17 protein-coding genes are annotated in these 24,455 nt (G+C 73.6%); 13 read left to right on the top strand and 4 right to left on the bottom strand.

The annotated features are described in order from the left end of the window. Positions 1–22: 22 nt before the first annotated feature. Positions 23–730, top strand: a complete 708-nt coding sequence (locus tag OG299_RS11785) for a class III extradiol dioxygenase subunit B-like domain-containing protein (protein ID WP_266636128.1) — start codon at positions 23–25, stop codon at positions 728–730. Between the two features lie 64 nt (positions 731–794). Here OG299_RS11785 and OG299_RS11780 read toward each other — a convergent pair whose 3' ends face one another. Then, complete coding sequence (locus tag OG299_RS11780; protein ID WP_266636126.1) at positions 795–1,043, bottom strand: antitoxin; 249 nt, start codon at positions 1,041–1,043, stop codon at positions 795–797. A 23-nt stretch (positions 1,044–1,066) separates the two neighbouring features. Further along, a complete protein-coding gene (locus OG299_RS11775; RefSeq protein WP_327361473.1) occupies positions 1,067–1,285 on the bottom strand; it encodes a hypothetical protein in 219 nt (72 codons plus the stop codon). 163 nt (positions 1,286–1,448) lie between these two features. Between OG299_RS11775 and miaA the strand changes: the two genes are divergently transcribed. From miaA to hflX, 6 genes are all read left to right on the top strand, one after another. After that, positions 1,449–2,387 (top strand): tRNA (adenosine(37)-N6)-dimethylallyltransferase MiaA, encoded by a 939-nt coding sequence (miaA, locus tag OG299_RS11770; RefSeq protein ID WP_327361472.1) that lies wholly within the window; start codon positions 1,449–1,451, stop codon positions 2,385–2,387. A 131-nt stretch (positions 2,388–2,518) separates the two neighbouring features. After that, on the top strand, positions 2,519–3,055 hold the full coding sequence (locus OG299_RS11765) for a hypothetical protein (protein WP_327361471.1): 537 nt from the start codon (positions 2,519–2,521) through the stop codon (positions 3,053–3,055). A gap of 68 nt (positions 3,056–3,123) precedes the next feature. Beyond that, complete coding sequence (gene dapF / locus OG299_RS11760; protein ID WP_327361470.1) at positions 3,124–3,999, top strand: diaminopimelate epimerase; 876 nt, start codon at positions 3,124–3,126, stop codon at positions 3,997–3,999. Positions 4,000–4,139: 140 nt separating this feature from the next. Then, the gene (locus tag OG299_RS11755; RefSeq protein ID WP_266636120.1) at positions 4,140–6,263 is read left to right on the top strand and encodes a RelA/SpoT family protein; all 2,124 of its coding nucleotides are present in this window, start codon (positions 4,140–4,142) and stop codon (positions 6,261–6,263) included. 145 nt (positions 6,264–6,408) lie between these two features. After that, a complete protein-coding gene (locus OG299_RS11750; protein ID WP_327361469.1) occupies positions 6,409–7,854 on the top strand; it encodes a M1 family metallopeptidase in 1,446 nt (481 codons plus the stop codon). A gap of 142 nt (positions 7,855–7,996) precedes the next feature. After that, the gene (hflX, locus tag OG299_RS11745; protein WP_266636118.1) at positions 7,997–9,502 is read left to right on the top strand and encodes a GTPase HflX; all 1,506 of its coding nucleotides are present in this window, start codon (positions 7,997–7,999) and stop codon (positions 9,500–9,502) included. Between the two features lie 94 nt (positions 9,503–9,596). On the opposite strand, the gene OG299_RS11740 is transcribed toward hflX, so the two are convergent. Beyond that, the gene (locus tag OG299_RS11740; RefSeq protein ID WP_266636116.1) at positions 9,597–10,772 is read right to left on the bottom strand and encodes a hypothetical protein; all 1,176 of its coding nucleotides are present in this window, start codon (positions 10,770–10,772) and stop codon (positions 9,597–9,599) included. A gap of 251 nt (positions 10,773–11,023) precedes the next feature. Between OG299_RS11740 and OG299_RS11735 the strand changes: the two genes are divergently transcribed. The 5 genes from OG299_RS11735 (at position 11,024) to OG299_RS11715 (ending at position 22,491) form a co-directional block, all read left to right on the top strand. Next, positions 11,024–12,526 carry a diaminobutyrate--2-oxoglutarate transaminase family protein gene (locus OG299_RS11735; RefSeq protein ID WP_327361468.1) on the top strand — a complete coding sequence of 501 codons (1,503 nt, stop codon included), beginning with the start codon at positions 11,024–11,026 and terminating at the stop codon, positions 12,524–12,526. 3,319 nt (positions 12,527–15,845) lie between these two features. Then, a complete protein-coding gene (locus tag OG299_RS11730; protein ID WP_442817585.1) occupies positions 15,846–17,756 on the top strand; it encodes an IucA/IucC family protein in 1,911 nt (636 codons plus the stop codon). Between the two features lie 6 nt (positions 17,757–17,762). Then, a complete protein-coding gene (locus OG299_RS11725; protein ID WP_266636110.1) occupies positions 17,763–18,476 on the top strand; it encodes a GNAT family N-acetyltransferase in 714 nt (237 codons plus the stop codon). Positions 18,477–18,593: 117 nt separating this feature from the next. Beyond that, on the top strand, positions 18,594–20,468 hold the full coding sequence (locus OG299_RS11720) for an IucA/IucC family protein (protein WP_327361466.1): 1,875 nt from the start codon (positions 18,594–18,596) through the stop codon (positions 20,466–20,468). Between the two features lie 52 nt (positions 20,469–20,520). Then, positions 20,521–22,491 carry an ATP-dependent DNA helicase gene (locus OG299_RS11715; RefSeq protein WP_327361465.1) on the top strand — a complete coding sequence of 657 codons (1,971 nt, stop codon included), beginning with the start codon at positions 20,521–20,523 and terminating at the stop codon, positions 22,489–22,491. A 147-nt stretch (positions 22,492–22,638) separates the two neighbouring features. Here the strand turns inward: OG299_RS11715 and lexA are convergent, their stop codons facing one another. Next, a complete protein-coding gene (lexA, locus tag OG299_RS11710) occupies positions 22,639–23,430 on the bottom strand; it encodes a transcriptional repressor LexA (RefSeq protein ID WP_030301390.1) in 792 nt (263 codons plus the stop codon). Positions 23,431–23,899: 469 nt separating this feature from the next. Between lexA and nrdR the strand changes: the two genes are divergently transcribed. Further along, a complete protein-coding gene (gene nrdR, locus OG299_RS11705; protein WP_134070617.1) occupies positions 23,900–24,412 on the top strand; it encodes a transcriptional regulator NrdR in 513 nt (170 codons plus the stop codon). Positions 24,413–24,455: the final 43 nt, after the last annotated feature.

The raw sequence follows: 24,455 nt of genomic DNA, 5'->3' as shown, positions 1-24,455 counted from the left end.
GCGCGGGGCTAGGCTGCGGATCATGCTCGTTGCCGCCGCCGTCTGCCCCGCCCCGCCGCTCCTCGTGCCCGAGGTCGCCGCGGGGGCCGCCGCCGAACTCGGCGACGCCCGTACCGCCTGCTCCGACGCGCTCGCGGTGCTCGCCGCCTCCCGCCCCGACCTGCTGGTCGTCATCGGAGCCGCCGACCAGGACCACCGCGGCCCCTACCCGCAGGGCGCCCGCGGCAGCTTCCGCGGATTCGGGGTCGAGGCCGACGTACAACTCGGGGACGGGGAGGAGGGGCCGCGCCTGCTGCCTCCGTCCCTCGCCGTCGGCGCCTGGCTGCTCGGCCGCGCCGGCTGGGGCTCCGCGCCCGTGGAGGGCCTCGGGGTCGGGGAACCGCTCGAGACCGCCCGGTGCCTGGAGGCCGGCCGGGGTCTCGCCGCGCGCGAGGAGCGCGTCGCGCTCCTCGTCATGGGCGACGGCAGCGCCTGCCGCACCCTGAAGGCCCCCGGCTACCTCGACGACCGCGCCGCCGCCTTCGACGCCGCCGCGGCCCGCGCCCTCGCCGCCGCCGACCTGGCCGCGCTCGCCGCCCTCGACGCCGAGCTCGCGCACGAGCTCAAGGCCGCCGGCCGGGCCCCCTGGCAGGTGCTGGCCGGCGCCGCCGAGGGCGCGGGCCTCGAGGGACGGCTGCTGTACGAGGACGCCCCGTACGGGGTCGGCTACTTCGTCGCCGCCTGGTCCTGAGCGGCAGGAACGAGAAAAGGGCGCGGGTTCCGTTGAACCCGCGCCCCCTCCGTGCGGGACCGCGTCAGGAAGCTGCCGTCGGCGGCGTCGGCCCGCCGGGGGCGTCCTTGTGCGCGATCTTGCCCAGGGCGTCCTTCGCCTTGCTCGTACCGGTCTCGATCTTGCCGTGGTACTTGCCCTTGGTCTTGGAGTCCACGGCCTGGGCCATCTTGTCGAGGTTCTGGCCGATCCTGCCCTCGTGCTGCTGTGCGAGGTCGCCGACCTTGTCCTTCGCCGGAGCGAGCTTGGCCTTCAGAGTGTCCAGCAGACCCATGGGTCACCTTCCAGTGGCGGTGTCTACGTACGGGCGCTCTCGCCGGCCTCACTGTCCGCGGCGGCCTCCGCCGACTGCTGCTTCGGGATCTCCACGGCTTCCGCCGCAGGAGGCTCCGTCGCGGCCGGCTCGGCCTCGGTCTCGCCGACCGCAGCCTCGGACCCCGCCGGCACGTCCCCGGTCGCGACCTCTGCGGTCGCATCCTGGCCCTTACGACGAAAAAGCCGATCAAAAACACCCATGTCTACTCCTATAACGGTACTCGTGCGGGTGAAGTTCCGCCTCGTGCGGCCCGGCCTCCGCCGGGCGTACGCCCGGCGGAACCTCGCCAGGGCAACGACCCCGTCCACAGCCCGTCACGTAACTCGATCGGGTACATGCCGCAGTGTTTGCGAGACTGGGGCGGTGAGGAATGCAGCCCCCGCCCCGCGGGTCATCGCCGTCGTCGGTCCCACCGCGGCCGGAAAGTCCGATCTGGGCGTAGCCCTGGCCCGCCATTTCGACGGCGAAGTCGTCAACGCCGACTCGATGCAGCTGTATCGGGGGATGGACATCGGCACCGCCAAGCTGACGACGCAGGAGCGCGGCGGCGTCCCGCACCACCTCCTCGACATCTGGGAGGTCACGGAGACCGCGAGCGTCGCCGAGTACCAGCGCCTGGCCCGCGCCGAGATCGACAAGCTGCTCGCCCAGGGCCGTACGCCGGTCCTCGTCGGCGGATCGGGCCTGTACGTCCGCGGTGCCCTCGACGCGATGGAGTTCCCCGGCACCGACCCGGAGGTCCGCGCCCGGCTGGAGGCGGAGGTCGTGCTGCGCGGCCCCGGCGCCCTGCACGCCCGCCTCGCCGCCGCCGACCCGGCCGCCGCCCAGGCGATCCTCCCCAGCAACGGGCGCCGCATCGTCCGCGCCCTGGAGGTCATCGAGATCACCGGGAAGCCGTTCACCGCCAACCTGCCCGGCCACGAGTCGGTCTACGACACCGTGCAGATCGGCGTCGACGTGGCCCGGCCGGAGCTCGACGAGCGGATCGCCCTGCGCGTGGACCGGATGTGGGAGGCCGGGCTCGTGGACGAGGTGCGCGCGCTGGAGGCCCGCGGCCTGCGCGACGGAGTCACCGCTTCCAGGGCGCTCGGCTACCAGCAGGTCCTGGCCGCCCTGGCCGGCGCGTGCACCGAGGAAGAGGCCCGGGCCGAGACCGTCCGCGCCACCAAGCGGTTCGCCCGGCGGCAGGACTCCTGGTTCCGCCGGGACCCCCGTGTGCACTGGCTCAGCGGCGCCGTCGCGGACCGGGGGGAACTCGTCGGACTCGCGCAGTCGTTGGTCGAACGAGCGGTCACAGCCTGATCACGTGATGGCATCGGGACGCCCCGCGCGCCCGTTCGGGGCCCTGAGCCGTGCCATCATCAAATTCCGCAGGTGCGGTCACCGGCGGTGAACGACGGCGTGCGAAGTCCGAGTGGGGAGGGCGCGTGGCAATGGAGGCCGGCCCTCGCGACACCGGGCAGGACGGGACGAGACGGGAAGCGGACCCGACGCTTCTCGGGCACCTCCCAGCAGCGGCTGGGGGAGAGGCTCCCGAGCCCGACGGCCTCGGGCTGCCCACAAACCCGGCACGGCTGACCCCCGACGGCCCGGACGCACCGGACACCGCCGAGGCGGAGGCCGCCGCCGGTCCCGCTTTCGAGGTCGAGCTGCGCCCGCAGCGCCGGCTGCGCATCTGGCAGATCGCCCCCATCGTGATGCTGGCCGCGGCCGGTTCCCTGATGTTCGCCTTCCCGCTCGCCTTCGAGTTCGGCGACGGCGGGGCCGTGGTCGCCATGCTCGGCTTCCTTATCAGCTCCTGCGCCGGCGGCTGGGGCATGATGGCCGCGCGCCGCGTGGGCTACAGCTGGCCCGGGCTCCCGCCCCGGGGCAGCGGCCGCCGCCCCGACTGGCGCATGGCCGGGCTGTACGCCCTGGTCGCGCTGGCACTCGTGGCGCTGGCCGTGTACCGGGTCGCGCGGCTCCGCTAGCGCCTGTCCGACAGGCCGGCCCGGACGCCGCCGACCTGCCCGAAGGCCCCGCTCGGTACCATGGGCGGGTGACGCAGACGAGCCTCTCCTTCCTCAAGGGCCACGGCACCGAGAACGACTTCGTGATCGTCCCGGACCCGGACAACGCCGTCGAGCTGCCCGCGACCGCCGTCGCGAAGCTCTGCGACCGGCGCGCCGGCATCGGCGCGGACGGGGTGCTGCACGTCGTCCGGTCCGCCGCGCACCCCGAGGCGGCGCACCTGGCCGACGAGGCCGAGTGGTTCATGGACTACCGCAACAGCGACGGCTCCGTCGCCGAGATGTGCGGCAACGGCGTCCGCGTCTTCGCCCGCTACCTCCAGTACGCCGGCCACGTCGAGCCCGGCGACCTCGCCGTCGCCACCCGCGGCGGCGTCAAGCGGGTGCACCTCGACAAGAGCGGCGACGTGACGGTCTCCATGGGCCGCGCCGTCCTCCCCGAGGAGCAGGTCACCGTGACGGTCGGCGAGCGCGCCTGGCCCGCCCGCAACGTCAACATGGGGAACCCGCACGCCGTCGCGTTCGTTGACAGCCTGGACCACGCCGGAAAGCTGCTCGACCCGCCCCCGTTCAGCCCCGCCGAGGTCTACCCGACGGGTGTCAACGTGGAGTTCGTCGTCGACCGCGGCCCCCGGCACGTCGCCATGCGCGTCCACGAGCGCGGCTCCGGCGAGACCCGCTCCTGCGGCACCGGCGCCTGCGCCGTCGCCGTGGCCGCCATCCGCCGCGACGGCGCCGACCCGGCCGTCACCGGCGAGCCCGTCACGTACACCGTCGACCTCCCCGGCGGCACCCTCGTCATCACCGAACACCCCGACGGTCAGGTCGACATGACCGGACCGGCCGTCATCGTGGCCGCGGGCGAGTTCGACGCGGCCTGGCTCACCGAAACGGCTTTCGGCTGAAGCTTCCCTCTAATGGGTGATCCGTTTCACGCTGAGCGAGAGGCGGACTGCGCCACGTGGTGGGGTCGGTAGCATCAGGCACCGGCCCTGAGGGCTCACCCCATGCCCGCCACCGCCGGTCGAAGCCGCCGGAGGTGCCCATGAGTGCAGAGGCCACGAACCCCGAAGCACGACCCGAAGCGCGCCCCGAACTCCGCAGACGGGGCCGGACCCGCCTTGACCTGCGACGACTCGGGCGTGCTGCCCTTCTCGGGCCCACGTCCCGAGACCGGCTCCCCGATGCCATCGGCCACGTCGCCGAGGCGCACCGCGCCCACCACCCGGACGCGGACCTGTCCCTCCTGCGCCGCGCGTACGTGCTCGCGGAGTCCTCGCACCGCGGCCAGATGCGCAAAAGCGGTGAGCCGTACATCACACATCCGCTCGCCGTCACGCTGATCCTCGCCGAACTCGGCGCCGAGACCACCACTTTGACGGCCTCTCTGCTGCACGACACCGTCGAGGACACCGAGGTGACCCTCGATCAGGTCCGCGCCGAATTCGGCGACGAGGTCTGCTTCATCGTCGACGGCGTCACCAAGGTCGAGAAGATCGACTACGGCGCCGCCGCCGAACCCGAGACCTTCCGCAAGATGCTCGTCGCCACCGGCAACGACGTCCGCGTCATGTCCATCAAACTCGCCGACCGGCTGCACAACATGCGCACCCTCGGCGTGATGCGCCCCGAGAAACAGGCGCGCATCGCCAAGGTCACCCGCGACGTCCTCATCCCGCTCGCCGAACGGCTCGGCGTCCAGGCCCTCAAGACCGAGCTGGAAGACCTCGTCTTCGCGATCCTGCACCCCGAGGAGTACGAGTACACCCGCGCGCTCATCGCGGCCCACGCGGGGGAGCGCGACCCGCTGCCCGCCATCGCCGACTCCGTCAAGACCGTCCTGCGCGACGCCGGCATCGCCGCCGAGGTACAGGTCCGGCCCCGGCACTTCGTCTCCGTGCACCGGATCGCCCGGGGGCGCGGCGAGCTGCGCGGCTCCGACTTCGGCCGCATCCTCGTGCTCGTCGGCGAGAATGCCGACTGCTACGCCGTGCTGGGCGAGCTGCACACCTGCTTCACCCCGGTCGTCTCGGAGTTCAAGGACTTCATCGCCGCCCCGAAGTTCAACCTCTACCAGTCGTTGCACACCGCCGTCGCCACGCCCGCGGGGTACGTCGCCGAAGTCATCGTCCGCACCCGCCAGATGCACCGGGTCGCCGAAGCCGGCGTGGTCGCCCTCGGTAATCCGTACGCCCACACCGCGGCGGAGACCGCCGCGCCGGCGGAAGCCGGCTCCCCGGCCGCCGCCGCAGACTGCGACGAGGAGCGGGTCGACCCGACCCGTCCCGGCTGGCTGTCGCGCCTCCTCGACTGGCAGCAGTCCGCGCCCGACCCGGACACCTTCTGGAGCGTGCTGCGCGCCGAGCTGGCGCAGGACCGGGAGATCACCGTGTTCCGCGCCGACGGAGGTGCCCCCGGCACGATCAGCCTGCCCGCCGGGGCCAGCTGTATCGACGCCGCCTACGCGCAGTACGGCGAGGCGGCCCACGGCTGTATCGGCGCCCGGGTCAACGGGCGCCTCACCTCCCTGGCCTCCCGGCTGTCCGACGGGGACACCGTCCAGCTGCTGCTCGCCCAGGACGCCTCCTCGGGGCCCGCCGCCGACTGGCTGGAGCATGCCAGGACCCCGGCCGCCCGGATCGCCATCAGCAGCTGGCTCCAGGCCCATCCCGACTCGGTGAAACCCACCACCGCGCCCGCCCGGGCTCCGCTGTCCGTGGTCGGCGCCCGGGGCGGCGGCGGCAACGCGGTCGCCGACCTGCCGGACGCCACCGTACGGCTGGCCGGCTGCTGCACGCCGGTGCCGCCGGACGCCGTCGCCGGGTTCGTCGTACGGGGCGGGGCCGTCACCGTCCACCGCATCCACTGCGCGGCGGTGGCCCAGATGCGCGCGCTGGGGCGGACCTCCGTCGCCGTGCACTGGCGGGCCACGGCGGACTGCCGGGTCACGCTGCTCGCTGAATCGTTCGGCCGCCCGCACCTGCTGGCCGACCTGACCGAGGCCATCGCCCGCCAAGGGGTCGAGGTGGTCTCCGCGACCGTGGAGCCGCCCGTGGAGCAGCGCGTCCGGCACACGTACACGCTGCAGCTGCCCGACGCGACCGGGCTGCCGGCCCTGATGCGGGCGATGCGCGACGTACCGGGTGTCTACGACGTGCGCCGAGCGTAGGCGCCCGGACCGAGGCCGGGCCGTGCCCGGACCGAGGCCGCGCCTCGGCCAGGCCTAGGCCGGGGCGGCGCCGGAAGGTCCCGTTCGGGTGGAACCGTCGCGCGTCGTGCCCGGGTGCGCGGTGGACGCTGGTAAGCGGTGGGGGATGCAGCTCTCCTCCCCGCGCCTGCGCGCCGCCCTGCTCGCCGCGGCCTCCCTCACCCTGGTCGCCGCCGTGCTGCCCCCGCCGAAGCCGCTGGGCATCGGCGACTCGCTGTTCCCGCAGCTCGGGAACCCCGGGTACGACGTCCTCTCGTACGACCTGTCCTTCACGTACAAGGACAACAAGAGCCCGCTCGACGCGGTCACCGTCATCGACGCCCGCGCCCTGGAGCCGCTGGAGCGGATCAACCTGGACTTCACCCACGGAACGGTGGCGTCCGCCGAGGTCAACGGCGAGCCGGCGCACTTCGAGAGCGCCGGGGAGGACCTCGTGCTCACCCCGGCGAGCCCCGTCGCGGCCAACGTGCCGCTGCACATCGCGATCCGGCACACCAGCGATCCGCGCGGCATCGCCGACGGGGGCTGGGTGCCCACCGACGACGGCCTGGCCATGGCCAACCAGGCCGACGCCGCCCACCGGGTCTTCCCGTGCAACGACCACCCGGCGGACAAGGCGTACTTCACCTTCCGGATCACCGCCCCCGCCGGTCTCACCGCCGTCGCCAACGGGGTGCCCGGCGCCCTCCCGGCCCCCCGGGCCGCCGGCTCGACCACCTGGACGTACCGGACCCTGCACCCGATGGCCACCGAACTCGCGCAGGTCTCGATCGGCGCGTCGGCCGTGGTGGAAGGCGCCGGTCCGCACGGGCTGCCGCTGCGCCACGTGGTCCCCACCGCGGACCGGCAGCGGCTGGAGCCCTGGCTGAAGAAGACCGCCGGGCACGTCCAGTGGATGGAGCAGCACGTCGGCCGCTACCCCTTCGAGAACTACGGCGTACTGATCGCACGGGCGAAGACCGGATTCGAGCTGGAGACGCAGACCCTCTCGCTCTTCGAGAACGGCCTGTTCTCGGGAGCGGGCTACCCCGAGTGGTACGTGGAGGCCGTGATGGTCCACGAGCTCGCCCACCAGTGGTTCGGCGACAGCGTCACCCCGCGGACCTGGTCCGACCTGTGGCTCAACGAGGGGCACGCCACCTGGTACGAAGCCCTGTACGCGGACGGCCTCGGCAAGTACTCCATGGAGCGGCGCATGCGCGAGGCGTACCAGCGCTCCGACCAGTGGCGGGCGGCCGGCGGGCCCCCGGCCGCGCCGAAGCCCGCCGCCCCCGGCGAGAAGATCGGGCTGTTCCGGCCGGTGGTCTACGACGGGGCCGCGCTGGTGCTGTACGCGCTGCGGCAGGAGATCGGCGAGAAGGCCTTCGACCGGCTGGAGCGCCGCTGGGTGGCGGAGAACCGGGACGGGATCGCCGGTACCGACGACTTCGTACGCCTGGCCTCGGAGGTGGCCGGTCGGGACCTGGAAGCCTTCCTGAAGCCGTGGCTTTACGGGAAGACGACCCCGGCGATGCCCGGGCATCCGGAGTGGGGCGGCCCGAAAAGCGTGTGACCGGCGGGGAACGGGCATGTCACCATCGACAGGGCCGCACGCCAGGGGGAATCTCCCGGCGATGTGACACGTTGGACGTGACAGTGCGAGAGTCACTGTCAGGTGTGGGCACGGCCCCATTCGATATCGACGTAAGGATCCAATGACCTCCTCTTCTTCCCCTTCCCAGGACGCGCGGGACGCACAGGACGTGCCGGACTCGCAGAGCTTCACCGAGAGCCTTCGGGCCGACGCCCTGATGGAAGAGGACGTCGCCTGGAGCCACGAGGTCGACGGAGACCGGGACGGCGAGCAGTTCGAGCGCTCCGAGCGCGCGGCGCTGCGCCGTGTGGCCGGCCTCTCCACCGAGCTCGAAGACGTCACCGAGGTCGAGTACCGCCAGCTGCGCCTCGAGCGCGTCGTGCTGGTGGGCGTATGGACCTCCGGCACGGTGCAGGACGCCGAGAACTCCCTCGCGGAGCTCGCCGCCCTCGCCGAGACGGCTGGCGCCCTCGTACTCGACGGTGTGATCCAGCGCCGTGACAAGCCGGACCCGGCCACCTTCATCGGCTCGGGCAAGGCCCGCGAGCTGCGCGACATCGTGCTCGAGAGCGGCGCCGACACCGTCGTCTGCGACGGTGAGCTCAGCCCCGGCCAGCTCATCGCCCTCGAGGACGTCGTCAAGGTCAAGGTCGTCGACCGGACCGCTCTGATTCTCGACATCTTCGCCCAGCACGCCAAGTCCCGAGAGGGCAAGGCGCAGGTCGCACTCGCGCAGATGCAGTACATGCTGCCGCGCCTGCGCGGCTGGGGCGCGTCGCTGTCCCGGCAGATGGGTGGCGGCGGCGGTGGCGGCATGGCCACCCGAGGCCCCGGTGAGACCAAGATCGAGACCGACCGGCGTCGGATCCGCGAGAAGATGGCGAAGATGCGCCGGGAGATCGCGGACATGAAGACCGGCCGCGACATCAAGCGGCAGGAACGGCGCCGCAACAAGGTGCCCTCGGTCGCCATTGCCGGCTACACCAACGCCGGCAAGTCCTCGCTGCTCAACCGCCTCACGGGCGCGGGCGTACTGGTGGAGAACGCGCTGTTCGCCACCCTCGACCCGACCGTGCGCCGGGCCGAGACGCCCAGCGGCCGGATCTACACCCTGGCCGACACGGTCGGCTTCGTCCGGCACCTGCCCCACCACCTGGTCGAGGCGTTCCGCTCCACGATGGAGGAGGTCGGTGACTCCGACCTCATCCTGCACATCGTGGACGGCTCGCACCCGGCGCCGGAGGAGCAGCTGGCGGCGGTGCGCGAGGTCATCCGCGACGTCGGCGCGGTCAACGTGCCCGAGATCGTGGTGATCAACAAGGCCGACGCCGCGGATCCGCTCGTACTGCAGCGGCTGCTGCGGATCGAGCGGCACTCCATCGCCGTCTCGGCGCGCACGGGGCAGGGCATCGAGGAGCTCCTCGGGCTCATCGACTCCGAACTGCCGCGGCCCGAGGTCGAGGTGGAGGCCCTGGTGCCGTACACCCGCGGCTCGCTGGTCGCCCGGGCGCACGCCGAGGGCGAGGTGATCTCCGAGGAGCACACCCCGGAGGGCACCCTGCTGAAGGTGCGGGTCCACCAGGAACTGGCGGCGGACCTGGCGCCGTACGTGCCGGCGAAGCGGTAACAGGCAACCGGACAACCGGGTAACCGGATACAAGGCGGAGGGCCCCCTGCTGCGGCAGGGGGCCCTCCGTTTTTTCGTGTACTCGGACACGGGACTACTTGAACTTGGCGCTCACGGCGTCGAAGATCCCCTTGGCCTCCGGGCCCAGCCGGGGTCCGGCCAGCCAGCCCGCCTTGGCGGGGCCGATCGAGGTGTTCGACACCAGCGCCGGCTTGCCGTCACTGCCCGCGGCCACCCAGCCGCCGCCGGAGGAGCCGCCGGTCATCGTGCAGCCGATGCGGTACATCACCGGGGCGCTCGCGACCAGCGACAGCCGGCCCGGCTTGTCCGTGCACTGGAAGGCCTTCTGGCCGTCGAACGGCGCCGCCGCCGGGTAGCCCGTCGCCGTGATGCTCGCGACCTTCGGCACCGCCGGGGCGTTGAACTCCACCGGGAGCGCCGAACCGACGGTCTCCTCCAGGGACTTCCCGGTGCTCTTCTCCGGGGTCACGTGCAGCACCGCGAAGTCGTACGGGGCACCCGCGCCACCGGTCGGACCGCCGTTCGCGATCCACTGGTCCGAGGTCTGCGCCCAGTCGCTCCACCACACGCCGTACGGGGCCACCTGCTCGCGCGGGGCGCCCTTGAGCTGCGCCGCCGGCTTGCCCGCGTTGTTGTACGACGGGACGAACGCGATGTTGCGGTACCAGCCGCCGGACTTGCCCGCGTGCACGCAGTGGCCGGCCGTCCAGACCATGTTGGACCTCCCGGGGTGGGCCGGGTCCTTGACCACGGTCGCCGAGCAGACCATGGAGCCCTCGGGGCCGTCGAAGAAGACCTTGCCGGAGACCGGAACGCTCGCGTGGTACGGCGCGTTGGCGGCCTTGGCCTGCACCGGCGCCGGGGTCGGGTCGGTGACGCCCTGGTCCTTGCCGGCGTCCTGGTCGACCGCCGGGGGCTGCGGGGTCTTGTCGGCCTCGCGCATCCGGTCGGGGTTCCAGAGGTCCTCGATGATCGGGTTGATGTAGTCGCCCGCCTCGCGGAGCCAGTCCTCCTGCTTCCAGTTCTTCCACGCACCCCCCTTCCACTTCTCCATGTCGATGCCGTGCTGCTTGAGCTTGTCCTTGAGCTGGTCCGGGATCTTGATCCCGTCGGCTCCGGACGGGAGGCTCGCCGCCACGGTCGGCTTGGCGTCGCCGCCGGCCTCCCCGTCGCCGGGTCCGCAGGCCGCGGCGGTCATGGCGAGTGCCGCCGCGCACAGGATCGCGGTGACCGGTCGGTTCGGTCGCATGTCGTGAATCCCCCTGGTGAATTCTGGGCGTGAGACGCGGTGCAGTTGAGGTGCACGGGGCACGCGAGGTGCGTGCCGCCGAGCGCAGCACCCCACTATGCCGCTGCCGTTGGGGACGGCGCAGCCCGGGGCCGCGGTTCCGGTCCTGGAAGGGCGCCCCGAAGTCCGAGCGGGACAAGGATCTTGGGTCCACCCGTGATCCGCCGCCGCCACCGTCGTTGGTACGTACGGGGGATGGGGGAGCAGCGTTCATGTTCGAGGCGCAATCCGATGGAGCAGTCCGTGCGGGAGGTCCGACAGTCGTGGCTTTGACCGAGCAGGGCGCGGCCGCAGCGCAGGTACCTCAGGCGTCTCCGGTGTCTGAGGTGCTCGAGGTGCTTGAGGTGCTTGAGGTGCCTTTGGAGGTTCCGCCGCAGGGGAGCCGGGGAGCGGGGCCGGCGGGGCCCGGCGGGCCGGTCGCGGCGGAGGGCATCCTGCGCCGGCAGGCGTTGCGGGAGTCCGCCGCCCGGACGTACGCGCGCTCGCTGCCCATCGTTCCGGTGCGCGCCCGCGGGCTGACGATCGAGGGCGCGGACGGGCGGCGCTACCTGGACTGCCTCTCCGGCGCGGGCACTCTCGCGCTGGGGCACAACCACCCGGTGGTGCTCGAAGCCGTCCGGGGCGTCCTCGACTCCGGAGCGCCGCTGCACGTCCTGGACCTCGCGACGCCGGTCAAGGACGCTTTCACCACCGAGCTGTTCGCCTGCCTCCCGCCCGCTCTGGCGGCCGACGCCCGCATCCAGTTCTGCGGGCCCGCCGGTACGGATGCGGTGGAGGCCGCGCTCAAGCTGGTCCGCACCGCCACGGGGCGCTCGGGGCTGCTCGCCTTCACCGGGGCCTACCACGGGATGACCGCCGGGGCCCTGGGAGCCTCGGGCGGAGCCCAGGACGTACGGGTGACCCGGCTGCCGTTCCCGCAGGACTTCCGCTGCCCGTTCGGGGTCGGCGGCCCCGAGGGCGCCCGGCTCGGGGCCCGTTGGACGGAGAGCCTGCTGGACGACCCGAAGGGCGGGGTGCCGACGCCCGCGGCGATGCTCGTGGAGCCGGTGCAGGGCGAGGGCGGGGTCTTCCCGGCCCCGGACGCGTGGCTGCGCCGGATGCGCGAGATCACCGAGGCCCGGGGGATCCCGCTGATCGCCGACGAGGTGCAGACGGGGGTCGGCCGGACCGGCGCCTTCTGGGGCGTCGACCACGCCGGGGTGGTGCCGGACGTGATGGTCCTGTCCAAGGCGATCGGCGGCAGCCTCCCGCTGGCGGTGATCGTGTACCGGTCGGGCCTGGACGTGTGGGCCCCCGGGGCGCATGCGGGCACCTTCCGCGGCAACCAGCTGGCCATGGCGGCCGGGGCCGCGACCCTGGCGTACGTACGGAAGAACCGTCTCGCCGAGCGCGCCGGGGCCCTGGGCGAGCGCATGCTGACGGCCCTGCGCGGGCTGGCGTCCGACCATCCCTGCATCGGGGACGTACGGGGCCGCGGTCTGATGATCGGCGTCGAACTCGTCGACCCCGAGACCGGGACGGCAGCGCAGGCCCTCGCCGCGGCCGTCCGGCAGGAGTGCCTGGACCGCGGCCTGATCGTCGAACTAGGCGGCCGCCACTCCAGCGTCGTCCGCCTCCTGCCCCCGCTGACGCTCACCGACGAACAGGCCTCCGCCGTCCTGGACCGCCTGGCCGACGCCATCCCCACCGCCGCCGCAGCCTGCCGGCTCCACTGACCCGCAAGGACCCGCGATGCCCGACTCGCAGCACCCCGCCACCGCCACCCCGGCCCCCCACCCGGCACCCCCAGGCGGAACGCCCGAGCCCTGGGCCCCCCACCCCCCGGCAGCGCCCCAACCCCCCGTATTCCTGGCCCCCCTGACCACTCCCGCCGCCTTTCCTGCCCCCACCGGCCCCGCCACCCCGGGCGGTCCCGGCTCCGCCGCCACCCCGGGCGGTCCCGGCTCCGCCGCCACCCCGGGCGGTCCCGGCTCCTCCGCGGCCGCCAGCCCGGGCGGGCCCGGCGCGTCCGCTGCCCCCGGTAGGCCCGGCGCCTCTGCCGCTCCGGGCAGGCCCGGCGTTCCTGCCGTTTCCGGGGGGCCATCTGCCCCTGCTGACCCAGGCGGGTCCTCTGCCCCAGCCGTGCCGCTCCCGGCCGGCACTGGCGGCCCGGTGGCGGAGCCGGAGGCGTCGGGCTCCGCCCAGGACACCCCACACCATGGCCCTGCCGCCGACGCCCCGAGCGCCCTGGGCGGGACCGCCGCCCTGGGTGGACCCGTCGCCCTGGGCGGGCCTGACGCCCTGGGAAGGCCCGGCGCGTCTGCTGGCCCGGGTAGGCCTGTCGTCTCCGCCGCCGCGGGTATGCCCGGCGTCCCCGCTGCCCCCGGCAGGCCCGGCGCCTCCGCCCCGGGCAGTTTCGGCGCCTCCGTTGCCTCCGGCAGACCTGATCCCTCTGCCGCACTGGGCAGTTCCGGCGCCTCTGCCGCCCCCGTTAGGCCCGGCGCCTCTGCAGCCCCGGGCATGCCCGGGGCCTCTGCTGGCCCCGGCGGGCCTGTCGCCCCGGGCGGGCCCGCGGCCCCTGCCGACCCGGCCCCAGCCAGCCCGCTCCCGGCCGGCATTGGCGGCACGGTGGCGGAGCCGGAGGCGTTGGGCTCCGCCCGGGACACCCCGTACCATCGCCCCGCCACCGACGCCCCGAGCACTCTGGGCGGGACCGTCGCCCCAGGCGGGCCTGACGCCCCGGGCAGGCCCGGCGCCTCTGCAGCCCCGGGCAGGCCCGGCGCCTCTGCAGCCCCGGGCAGGCCCGGCGCCTCTGCTGGCCCCGGCGGGCCTGTCGCCCCGGCCGGGCCCGCGGCCCCTGCCGACCCGGCCCCAGCCAGCCCGCTCCCGGCCGGCATTGGCGGCACGGTGGCGGAGCCGGAGGCGTTGGGCTCCGCCCGGGACACCCCGTACCATCGCCCCGCCACCGACGCCCCGAGCAGAACAGACCCTGGCTCCACCCCGAATCCGGACTCGGGCTCTGCCCCGCCCTCGTACCCCACCCGCCGGTCGGCCCCCGGAACCGCGGGCCCGGTCGGCGTCCCGGGGCCGGACCAGCAGCGGCCAGACTCGGTCGCGCAGGCCTCCCATCGGCTGCCTCCTGGAACCGCAGCCTGGGACGGGACCGCTCCGGTCGGTGACTCCACACCGGGCCACGAGCCCGAGGGTTCGGCCGCGCAGGCCTCCCGCCGGTTGCCTCCTGGGACCGCCGCCTCGGACGGGCCCGCCCTGGTCGGTGACTCCACACGGGACCACGAGCCGGTGGGCTCGGCCCTGCCGGCCTTCCGCTGGCCGCCTCATGGGGCCGGTGCCCCCGGTGATCCCGCGCGGGTCGGCGACTCGGCATCGGACCACGAGCCAGAGGATTCAGCCCGGCAGCCCACCGGGTGGCCGGCCCCCGGGAGCGGCGAGCCCGCGCCGCAGTCGTCAGGCTCGGCGTCGTCCGCGGCCAACCCGTGGTCGCCGCCCGGGTCCGGTGCCCCTGCCGGGACCGGCGCCCCGGGCGAGTCCGACCGGCTCGGCGGCTCCGGCGTCCTAGGGGAGGCCGCGTCGGAGCGGGAGGCGGCGGGCACGACCCGGCCCCCGCAGCCCCTGCCGGGCTCGGTGTCCCAGCCCCATCGGCTGCCGCCCCCGGGGTCTGGTGGCGTTGCCGTGACCGGTGCCCCGGAGCGGCTGGGCGATGCCACCCACCTTGGCGGGTCCATCCAGGAGCCGGAGTTGGCGGGCCTCGCCCCGGCCCGGAATCGCCCCCTGGTTTCGGCTTCCGAAGCCACCCTGCGGCTGTTCCCCGAAACCCGCAGCGTGCGCGCCGCCGGTGGTCCGGCCGGATCCAGTGGGAACTTGCTCCAGAGCCGAGCCGATGGGACCGCAGGGATCGGCAGTCCCGCTGCGCCCGGCAGCCCAGGCCTGAGCTGTGCCGGCGGGACCCAGGGCCCAGACTCCGAAGCCAGGCAGGCCCCGGGGACCGCAGGCCTCGCGGCCCCCGCCGACGGCCCGAGCGGCGGCGTCGCAGGGACGGAGGGCCTTGGTGTCCGCGGAGCCCAGTGGAACAGCGGCGCCGACGGCTTCGGTTGGTCTGCCTCGGACCCCGAGCGAGAGGGCACTGCTCTGCCCCCGCAGTCCTCGGGCTCCCAACCCACCCTGTGGCTTGCCCCCGAGATCCGCGGCACGGGTGCCCCCGGTGGCCCGCGCGGGAGTTGGGTCGACAGGACCCCAGGGGCGGGTGCTCCCGGCGATTCGGAGAGCGTCGGCGGCTCCACCACCCGCGGCGGTCCCGGGCTGCAGCCGGTGGAGTTGGCGGGGTCCGCCCCGCAGTCCCCGTTGGGCTCGGGTTCGCAGGCGACCTCGGGCCCGGCCTCAGCGCCCGGCGGGCCGGGCGCTCCCGGCGGCCCGAGCGGTACAGGTGGTGCCGGCGATTCGGGGAGCGGCGGCGGCTCCACCGCCCAGGGCGGTCCCGGGCTGCAGCCGGTGGAGTTGGCGGGCTCCGTCCCGGAACCACAGCCCCCGTTGGGCTCGGGCTTGCAGGCCGCCCGGTGGCCGACCCCGGTGACTGACGGCCCTGGCGGAACCCATGGCCTCGGCGCCCCCGGTGGGGCGTGGGGCCGCAGCGGGAGCGAGGCCGACGAGGTCGCAGGGACATCGCCGGGGAATGGCGGCGCCAGTGGCGTTGGCGGGGCCTCCCAGGAGCCCGTGCCGGAGGGCACTGCACCGGCCCCGCAGCCCACGCCGTGGCCGACCCCCGGGGCCGGCGGCTCGGGCGGAACGGGCGGCCTCGGCGTTCCCGGTGGCCCCCGAAGCAGTGGCGACGCCGACGGCCGCGGTGGGCTCGCCCCGGAGCCCGTGACGGAGGGCACTGTCTCGGCCCCGCAGGCCATGCCGTGGCCGGATTCGGCGGCCGGTGGCCGGGGCGGGACAGGCGGCCTCGGTGCCCCTGGTGGCCCCCGGAGCAGCGGCGGCGTCGGGGGGCTCGGCGGGTTCGCCGCGGAATCCGTGACGGAGGGCGTGGCCTCGGCTCCGCTGCCCTCCCAGGGGGCGGCTTCGCAGGGCGCCTCGGGGAGCGGGGGCCTTGATGCCCCCGGTGGAGGGCAGGCTTCGGCGGCCGGTGGAGGGACCGTGCCGCGGCAGAAGGACGGGACGCTTCGGGCACGGGTCGGCTCTGCCGGTCCCGTCGGGCCCGAACCCGCGATGCTGCCCGACCTGTTGGACCACCCCGACCCAGCCGTCGCCGCCGAGGCCGCCGCGGTGGAGAACCTGCTGCGGTGCTGGGTCCGCGAGAACGGCATCGGCCGTCCCGACGGGCCCGTCGGAACCCTGCTCCGCATCCCCCTCCCTGCATCCGGCACCGCCCTGCTCGTCGCCGTCCGCTACTGGTCCCCGGCCGGCTGGCACCGCTTCGCCCCCGCCCGGCTCGAAGGTGCGCCCGCCCACGCCCCGGCCGTGGACGCCGTCACCCTCGCCTCACTGCTCGCCCGCGAGGGCGACAGCGGCGGACGCGGAGGGGCCGACCTCGTAGGCCGGGTCGCCGACTCGGTGCGTCGCACTGCCGAGTTCATCGCCGACCGGCGCGAGCGCCCCACCCCGCCCGAACCCGTCGCCGGCGACCTCTTCCTCACCGCCGAACAGTCCCTCCTCCTCGGCCACCCCCTCCAGCCGGACCCGAAGAGCCGCGAAGGACTCTCCGAGACCGAAGCACGCCGCTACTCACCCGAACTGCACGGCTCCTTCCCCCTGCACTGGCTCGCCGTCGAACCCTCCGCCCTCGCCACCGACTCCGCCTGGACCGAACGCGGCCGCCCCGTCTCCGCCGCCCGGCTCCTCGGCCGGCTCGCCCCCGGGCTCCCGCTGCCCGACGGCACGACCCCCCTTCCCCTGCACCCCTGGCAGGCCGGCGACCTGCTCCAGCGCCCCGCCGTCGCCGCCCTCCGCGACGCCGGGCTCCTGCACGACCTGGGCCCGTACGGCGAGCCCTGGTACCCCACCTCCTCCGTCCGCACCGTCCACCGCCCCGGCACCCCCGCGATGCTCAAGCTCTCCCTGGGCCTGCGCATCACCAACTCCCGCCGCGAGAACCTCCGCAAGGAACTCCACCGCGGTGTCGAGGTACACCGGCTGCTCCGCACCGGACTCGCGGAACAGTGGCAGGCGGCCCACCCCGGCTTCGACATCGTGCGCGACCCCGCCTGGATCGCCGTCGACGCCCCGGACGGCACCCCCGTCCCCGGACTCGACGCCGTGCTGCGCCACAACCCCTTCCGTTCCCACGACGACGCCGTCTGCATCGCCGCACTCACCGCACCCCGCCCGTGGCCGGGCCGGACCACCATGCGCTCCCGCCTCGCCGAGACCGTCTCCCGGCTCGCCGCCACCACCGGACGCCCGACCTACGCCGTCGCCGCCGAGTGGTTCCTGCGCTACCTCGAGCACGTCGTCCTGCCGGTCCTCGCCTTCGACGCGCTCGCCGGGATCGCGCTCGAAGCGCACCAGCAGAACACCCTGGTGCTCCTCGACCCGGCCGGCTGGCCCGTGGGCGGCCGCTACCGCGACAACCAGGGCTACTACTTCCGCGCATCCCACCGCGCGGAACTCGAGCGCCGGCTCCCCGGCATCGGCAGCGCCAGCGACACCTTCGTCTCCGACGCCGTCACCGACGAACGCTTCGCCTACTACCTCGGCATCAACAACGTGCTCGGCCTCATCGGCGCCTTCGGATCCCAACGGCTCGCCGACGAACGCGTCCTGCTCGCCGCCTTCCGCCGGTTCCTCGGCAAGGCCTCCGGACTCGGACCGCTCCCCGCGCGGCTGCTCGACTCACCCACCCTGCGCTGCAAGGCGAATCTGCTCACCCGCCTCGGCGGCCTCGACGAGCTCGTCGGCCCCGTCGACTCCCAGTCCGTCTACGTCACCCTCACCAACCCCCTCCACGATTGAGCGCCGATGCCCTCCACCGACACCTTCACCACCGCCCTCGACCCCGTCACCGCCGCCCCCACGGCAAGCGGCACCGCCACCGCCACCATCGGCATTCGCATCCCCGGACGGCGGCTCAGCACCCGGCTGCTGCCCCTGCTCGCCGAGGCCGAAATCCTCGACTCCCCGGCCGGATGGGGCACCACCATCACCCCGGCCGGAGCCTTCCGCCTCGAACCCGTACGGCTCGGCCGCGACCTGGAGCTGCTCACCGGCTGGATGAACGACCCCGAGGTGGCCGCCTACTGGGAACTCGCCGGTCCCGCCGCCGTCACCGCCGCCCACGTGCAGGCCCAGCTCGACGGGAACGGCCACAGCATCCCCTGCCTCGGCCTCCTCGACGGCACGCCGATGAGCTACTGGGAGATCTACCGGGCCGACCTCGACCCGCTCTCCCGCCACTACCCGGCGCGCCCCCACGACACGGGTATCCACCTGCTCATCGGAGACGGCACGAACCGCGGCCGCGGTCTGGGCACCGCCCTGCTGCGCGCCGTCGCCAACCTGGTGCTGGACAACCGCCCTCGCTGCGCACGCGTCATCGCCGAACCGGACATCCGCAACACCCCCTCCGTATCAGCCTTTCTCAACTCCGGATTCCGCTGTTCCACGGAGATCGACCTCCCCGAGAAGCGCGCCGCCTTGATGATCCGGGAGCGGGCGCTGCGCAATCTCATCTGAATTGCCGCACCACGCCCCTGGATCCCGCCGCTCCGTGCCTCCCCGTCCAGCGCTTCACGCCTCACCCTTCGAAAACTCTGCGTCGCGCAGCAAAGTTCCCGAACCCCGAGGAGTCCCGTGCCGCATTTCCCCGCCACCCCCGACTCCACCGGACCCCACTTCGCGGAACCTGCCGTTCCGCCGTCCCCCCAGCACCCCTGCACGCCGCCCGAACTCAACAGCGCGACCTGGGAGTCCGCCGCCCGTCGGCTGCTCGCCAAAATGCTGGGCGAGTTCGCGTACGAGGAGGTCATCAGGCCCGTCCCGGCCCCGGGCACCACCTCCGGCGATGCCTGGCAGCTGACCCTCGACGACGGCAGCAGCCTCGGCTTCCGGGCCCGCCGCCGCGCCTACGGCAGCTGGCACGTCGCCCCCGACACCGTCACCCTCACCCCGCCGTCCCCATCGCCGGAGCCCCCGACCTCCTTCGCGGACCCGTACGCCTTCCTGATCCGCACCCGCACCCTCCTCGGCCTCGACGGCGCCACCCTCGGCCACCTGGTCCGCGAGCTCAGCGCCACCCTCGCCGCCGACGCCCGCCTCGAGCACACCGCGCTCACCGCCGACGTCCTCGCCGACCTCGACCACGCCGAGCTCGAAGGCCACCAGACCGGCCACCCCTGGCTCGTCGCCAACAAAGGCCGCATAGGACTGTCCGCCGCCGACACCGCCGCCTGGGCCCCCGAGGCCCGCACCCGCCAGCGGCTGCCCTGGCTCGCGGCCCACACCTCCCTCGCGGCCTACCGCGGCACGGCCGGTCTGGAAGACCCGGCCCGCCTCTACGCCCAGGAGCTCGACTCCGTCACCCGGGCCGCCTTCGACCGGACCCTGCGCGCCCGCGGCCTCGATCCGCTCGGCTACCTCTACCTCCCGGTCCACCCGTGGCAGTGGGACGAGATCGTGCTCCCCCTGTTCGCCCCGGCCCTGGCCTCGGGCGCCCTGGTCCCCCTCCCCGCCGACCCCGACCTGCGCATCCCGCAGCAGTCGGTCCGTACCTTCCTCAACCTCAGCCGCCCCGACCGGCACAGCGTGAAACTGCCGCTCTCCGTCTTCAACACCTTGGTCTGGCGCGGCCTGCCCTCCGACCACTCCGTCGCCGCCCCCGCCGTCACCGCCTGGATCCGGTCCCTCCACGACGCCGACCCGTTCCTCCGCGACGAATGCCGGGTCGTCCTCCTCGGCGAGGTCGCCTCGGTCACCGTGCGCCACCCCGTCTACGACCGGCTCCCCGAGGCTCCGTACCAGTACAAGGAGCTCCTCGGGGCGATCTGGCGCGAGCCCCTGACCGGCCGGCTCGCCCCCGGTGAGCGGGCCCGTACGCTCGCCTCCCTCCTCCACGTGGACCCGCGCGGCCGGTCTTTCACCGCCGAGCTCGTCGCCCGGTCCGGGCTCACGCCCGTCGGCTGGCTCCAGCGGCTCTTCGCCGCCCTGCTGCCCCCGCTGCTCCACTTCCTCTACCGCTACGGCACCGTCTTCTCCCCGCACGGCGAGAACACCACCGTGATCTTCGACGAGTACGACGTCCCGGTCCGGATCGCCCTCAAGGACTTCGTGGACGAGGTCGGCATCTGCCGCGAGCCGCTGCCCGAGCTCGCCGCCGTGCCTGCCGGGGTGCGCGCCGCGCTGCGCGTCAAGCCCGCGGACTTCCTGCCCCAGTACATCCACTCCGGCCTCTTCGTCGGAGTGTTCCGCTACCTCTCCGCCCTGTGCGAGGACCGCCTCGACGTCCCGGAAGAGGAGTTCTGGTCGCTAGTACGGGCGGAGATCCTGCGCCACCAGGCCCGCTTCCCCGAGCTCAAGGAGCGCTACGAGCTCTTCGACCTGCTCGGCGAGCGCATCGGGCGGCTCTGCCTGAACCGGAACCGGCTGTACGAGGACGGTTACCGCGACCGCCCCGACCGCCCGCGCGCGGTGGAGCACGGCACCGTACCCAACCCCTTGTACCGGCCATGAATCATCGTCGTGGCGGTCACTGTCGGTGGCGCCCCGTAGGGTTGTCATTGCTATGACGAAGCCCTCCCTCCCCGACCTGCTGCACGCCGCCGTCTCCGCCGTCGGCGGCACGGAGCGGCCCGGCCAGGTGGCCATGGCCGAAGCCGTCGCCGAAGCGATCGACGACAACACGCACCGGCTCATCCAGGCCGGCACCGGCACCGGCAAGTCCCTCGGCTACCTGGTGCCGGCCCTCGCGCACGGTGAGCGCGTGGTCGTGGCGACCGCCACCCTCGCCCTCCAGCGGCAGCTGGTCGAGCGCGACCTGCCCCGGACGGTCGACGCGCTGCACCCGCAGCTCCGTCGCCGCCCGCAGTTCGCCATGCTCAAGGGCCGGTCCAACTACCTGTGCCTGCACCGGCTCCACGAGGGCGCGCCGCAGGACGAGGAGGAGGGCCTCTTCGACCAGTTCGAGGCGGCCACCCCCACCAGCAAGCTCGGCAAGGACCTGCTGCGCCTGCGCGACTGGGCCGACGAGACCGAGACCGGCGACCGGGACGACCTGACCCCGGGCGTCTCGGACAAGGCCTGGTCGCAGATCTCCGTGTCTTCCCGGGAGTGCCTGGGCGCGACGAAGTGCGCGTACGGCGCCGAGTGCTTCGCCGAGGCCGCCCGAGAGCGGGCCAAGCTCGCCGACGTGGTCGTCACCAACCACGCGCTGCTGGCCATCGACGCCATCGAGGGCGCCCCGGTGCTGCCGCAGCACGAAGTGCTGATCGTGGACGAGGCGCACGAGCTGGTCTCCCGGGTGACCGGAGTCGCCACCGGCGAGCTCACCCCGGGCCAGGTCAACCGCGCCGTGAAGCGCGCGGCCAAGCTGGTCGACGAGAAGACCGCGGATTCGCTCCAGACCGCGTCCGAGTCCTTCGAGCGGGTCATGGAGCTGGCCCTGCCGGGCCGGCTGGAGGAGGTCCCCGAGGACCTCGGCTACGCACTGGCGGCCCTGCGGGACGCGGCGCGCAATGTCATCTCGGCGATCGGTGCGACCCGCGACAAGTCCGTCCACGACGAGGACGCCGTCCGCAAGCAGGCCCTGGCCGCGGTGGAGAGCGTCCACGGGGTGGCCGAGCGGATCCTGCTGCGCTCCGAGTACGACGTCGTCTGGTACGAGCGGCACGACCGCTTCGGCGCCACCCTCCGGGTCGCCCCGCTGTCGGTGTCCGGGCTGCTGCGCGAGAAGCTGTTCGAGGACCGCTCGGTGGTCCTGACCTCGGCGACCCTCAAGCTGGGCGGCGATTTCAACGGGGTCGCGGCCTCGCTGGGCCTGTCTCCCGAAGGGGTCGAGGGGGACGAGGCGCCGGTCTGGAAGGGCCTGGACGTCGGCTCGCCGTTCGACTACCCCAAGCAGGGCATCCTCTACGTCGCGAAGCACCTGGCCACGCCCGGCCGGGAGGGCACCCGCGGCGACATGATGGACGAGCTCGCCGAACTGATCGAGGCGGCCGGCGGCCGCACCCTCGGACTGTTCTCCTCCATGCGGGGCGCCAAGGCGGCCGCCGAGGAGCTGCGCGGCCGGCTGGACAACCCGATCCTGCTCCAGGGCGAGGAGACGCTGGGCGAGCTCATCAAGGCGTTCGCGGCGGACCCGAAGACCTGCCTGTTCGGGACGCTGTCGCTCTGGCAGGGCGTGGACGTGCCCGGTCCCAGCTGCCAGCTCGTGGTCATGGACCGGATCCCGTTCCCGCGTCCCGACGACCCGCTGATGAGCGCCCGGCAGAAGTCGGTCGAGGAGCACGGCGGCAACGGTTTCATGGCGGTCGCGGCCACGCATGCGGCGCTCCTGATGGCCCAGGGGGCGGGTCGGCTCGTACGGGCCGGCGACGACCGGGGTGTCGTCGCGGTCCTGGACCCCCGGCTGGCCACGGCCCGGTACGGGAGCTTCCTGCGGGCCACGCTGCCGGACTTCTGGTACACCACGGACCGCAACCAGGCCCGGCGCTCCCTCGCCGCAATCGACGCCGCCGCACAGGCGGACGGCAAGTAGCCCAACCCTCGAGAGCAACGAGCTCAGCCACTGATTGAGCACCCCAGCGGCGAGCAGCCACCTCCGCGAGGGCGGCGGTGGCTCAGCGCAAAAACAGCAGCTCCGGGACCGGCGCAGTGGGTCCCGGAGCCGGATGGGGGCGCGGGGTCAGACCCGGCGCAGTACCGCGACGACCTTGCCGAGGATGGTCGCCTCGTCGCCGGGGATCGGCTGGTAGGCGGCGTTGTGCGGGAGCAGCCAGACATGGCCGTCCTCGCGCTTGAAGCGCTTGACGGTGGCCTCGCCGTCGAGCATCGCAGCCACGATGTCGCCGTTCTCCGCGACCGGCTGACGGCGGACCGTGACCCAGTCGCCGTCGCAGATGGCGGCCTCGATCATCGAGTCGCCGACGACCTTGAGGACGAAGAGCTCTCCGTCGCCGACGAGCTGGCGGGGGAGCGGGAACACGTCCTCCACCGACTCCTCGGCGAGGATCGGGCCGCCGGCCGCGATTCGGCCGACCAGGGGGACGTACGAGGCGGCGGGCTTGCCGGTGGTGTCCGTGGGCTGCGAGCTGGGCTGGTCGGAGCCGCGGACCTCGTACGCCCGGGGGCGGTGCGGGTCCCGGCGCAGGAAGCCCTTGCGCTCGAGGGCCATCAGCTGGTGCGCGACCGACGACGTGCTGGACAGGCCGACCGCCTGGCCGATCTCCCGCATCGACGGCGGGTAGCCGCGCCGCTGCACCGAATCGCGAATGACTTCGATGACCCTCCGCTGCCGGTCGGTGAGTCCGGAGCTGTCGGCGCGGATGCCTGGAGGTCGACCTGGCAGCGATCGTGCGGGGCGTACGGGCTCCGCCTCCGGGTTCAGGCTTGCGTCATTCATGGGATGCACCGGCTCGAGTCGGCTCTGGGAGCGGTTCTGGGCAGTGATGGTGGCACTGTCTGCGGTGGTGGTCACGTCGGCCCCTCTCGAAATGTTCTCCCTAGCTGGACAACGGTAGTAGCTTTCGAAAGGTTGCGCCAAACACACGTTCGAGTGAAAAATCGCAGATCGTCCACCGTGGTCAGAACGAGGGGTGTATGGACGATCGGTCCACCGAACGCGGGTTCGGTCCCGGCTCCGCTGTTTACGGTACCCTTCCCGGTCGGATCGCCGCCCTCCGGTCCCGCGCCCAGTGTGGCACCGGGAACGCCCGGATCCGGGCATGGGACCCGGCGACACGCGGAACGAACAAAATCCACCACAACCCAAGATCTAGTGGTTGGATGTGCGCTGCCGCCCAGAAGTTGTGGTCCTCGGTCCGTCGAGGCCCTCGGCATCGCATATGCTGGTGGCTGCTTCACGAGCCCCCGACAGGGACCCGTCCCCGTCGTTCAGGGGCCTCGTGAGGTGATTCAGTCGTGCCAAGAGGGAGGGTGAGGGGACCATGCACTGCCCCTTCTGCAGGCACCCCGACAGCCGCGTCGTCGACAGCCGCACCACGGACGACGGCACGTCGATCCGTCGGCGCCGTCAGTGCCCCGACTGCTCCCGTCGTTTCACGACGGTGGAGACGGCCTCGCTGATGGTGATCAAGCGCAGCGGGGTGACCGAACCCTTCAGCCGTACCAAGGTCATCTCCGGCGTGCGCAAGGCGTGCCAGGGACGGCCGGTCACCGAGGACGCCCTCGCCAAGCTCGGCCAGCGGGTCGAGGAGGCGGTGCGCGCCACCGGGAGCGCCGAGCTGACCACCCATGACGTGGGTCTGGCCATACTCGGCCCGTTGCAGGAGCTCGACCTGGTCGCGTACCTCCGGTTCGCGTCCGTTTACAAGGCGTTCGACACGCTCGAAGACTTCGAGACCGCCATCGCGGAACTCCGCGTGCCGCGGCCTCACCCCCAAGAGTGCGAGCCCGGGGGGACCGCTGCGGTCCCCGTGCCCGCCTCCGCCGCCGACTGACCGGGCGGCCGCAGTGCAGCGCGGCCGCCGCCCGGGACGGCCA

The sequence above is a fragment of the Streptomyces sp. NBC_01296 genome, assembly GCF_035984415.1.
In the GTDB taxonomy this organism is placed as follows: Bacteria; Actinomycetota; Actinomycetes; order Streptomycetales; family Streptomycetaceae; genus Streptomyces.
Note: the sequence above shows the minus strand (reverse complement) of the source record. Positions and strands in the feature narration are given on the sequence as shown.

Coding starts and splice junctions, on each gene's coding strand:
- OG299_RS11785 (WP_266636128.1), top strand. CDS start 23: ATGCTCGTTGCCGCCGCCGTCTGCCCCGCCCCGCCGCTCCTCGTGCCC.
- OG299_RS11780 (WP_266636126.1), bottom strand. CDS start 1,043: ATGGGTCTGCTGGACACTCTGAAGGCCAAGCTCGCTCCGGCGAAGGAC.
- OG299_RS11775 (WP_327361473.1), bottom strand. CDS start 1,285: ATGGGTGTTTTTGATCGGCTTTTTCGTCGTAAGGGCCAGGATGCGACC.
- OG299_RS11765 (WP_327361471.1), top strand. CDS start 2,519: ATGGAGGCCGGCCCTCGCGACACCGGGCAGGACGGGACGAGACGGGAA.
- OG299_RS11755 (WP_266636120.1), top strand. CDS start 4,140: ATGAGTGCAGAGGCCACGAACCCCGAAGCACGACCCGAAGCGCGCCCC.
- OG299_RS11750 (WP_327361469.1), top strand. CDS start 6,409: ATGCAGCTCTCCTCCCCGCGCCTGCGCGCCGCCCTGCTCGCCGCGGCC.
- hflX (WP_266636118.1), top strand. CDS start 7,997: ATGACCTCCTCTTCTTCCCCTTCCCAGGACGCGCGGGACGCACAGGAC.
- OG299_RS11740 (WP_266636116.1), bottom strand. CDS start 10,772: ATGCGACCGAACCGACCGGTCACCGCGATCCTGTGCGCGGCGGCACTC.
- OG299_RS11735 (WP_327361468.1), top strand. CDS start 11,024: ATGTTCGAGGCGCAATCCGATGGAGCAGTCCGTGCGGGAGGTCCGACA.
- OG299_RS11725 (WP_266636110.1), top strand. CDS start 17,763: ATGCCCTCCACCGACACCTTCACCACCGCCCTCGACCCCGTCACCGCC.
- OG299_RS11715 (WP_327361465.1), top strand. CDS start 20,521: ATGACGAAGCCCTCCCTCCCCGACCTGCTGCACGCCGCCGTCTCCGCC.
- nrdR (WP_134070617.1), top strand. CDS start 23,900: ATGCACTGCCCCTTCTGCAGGCACCCCGACAGCCGCGTCGTCGACAGC.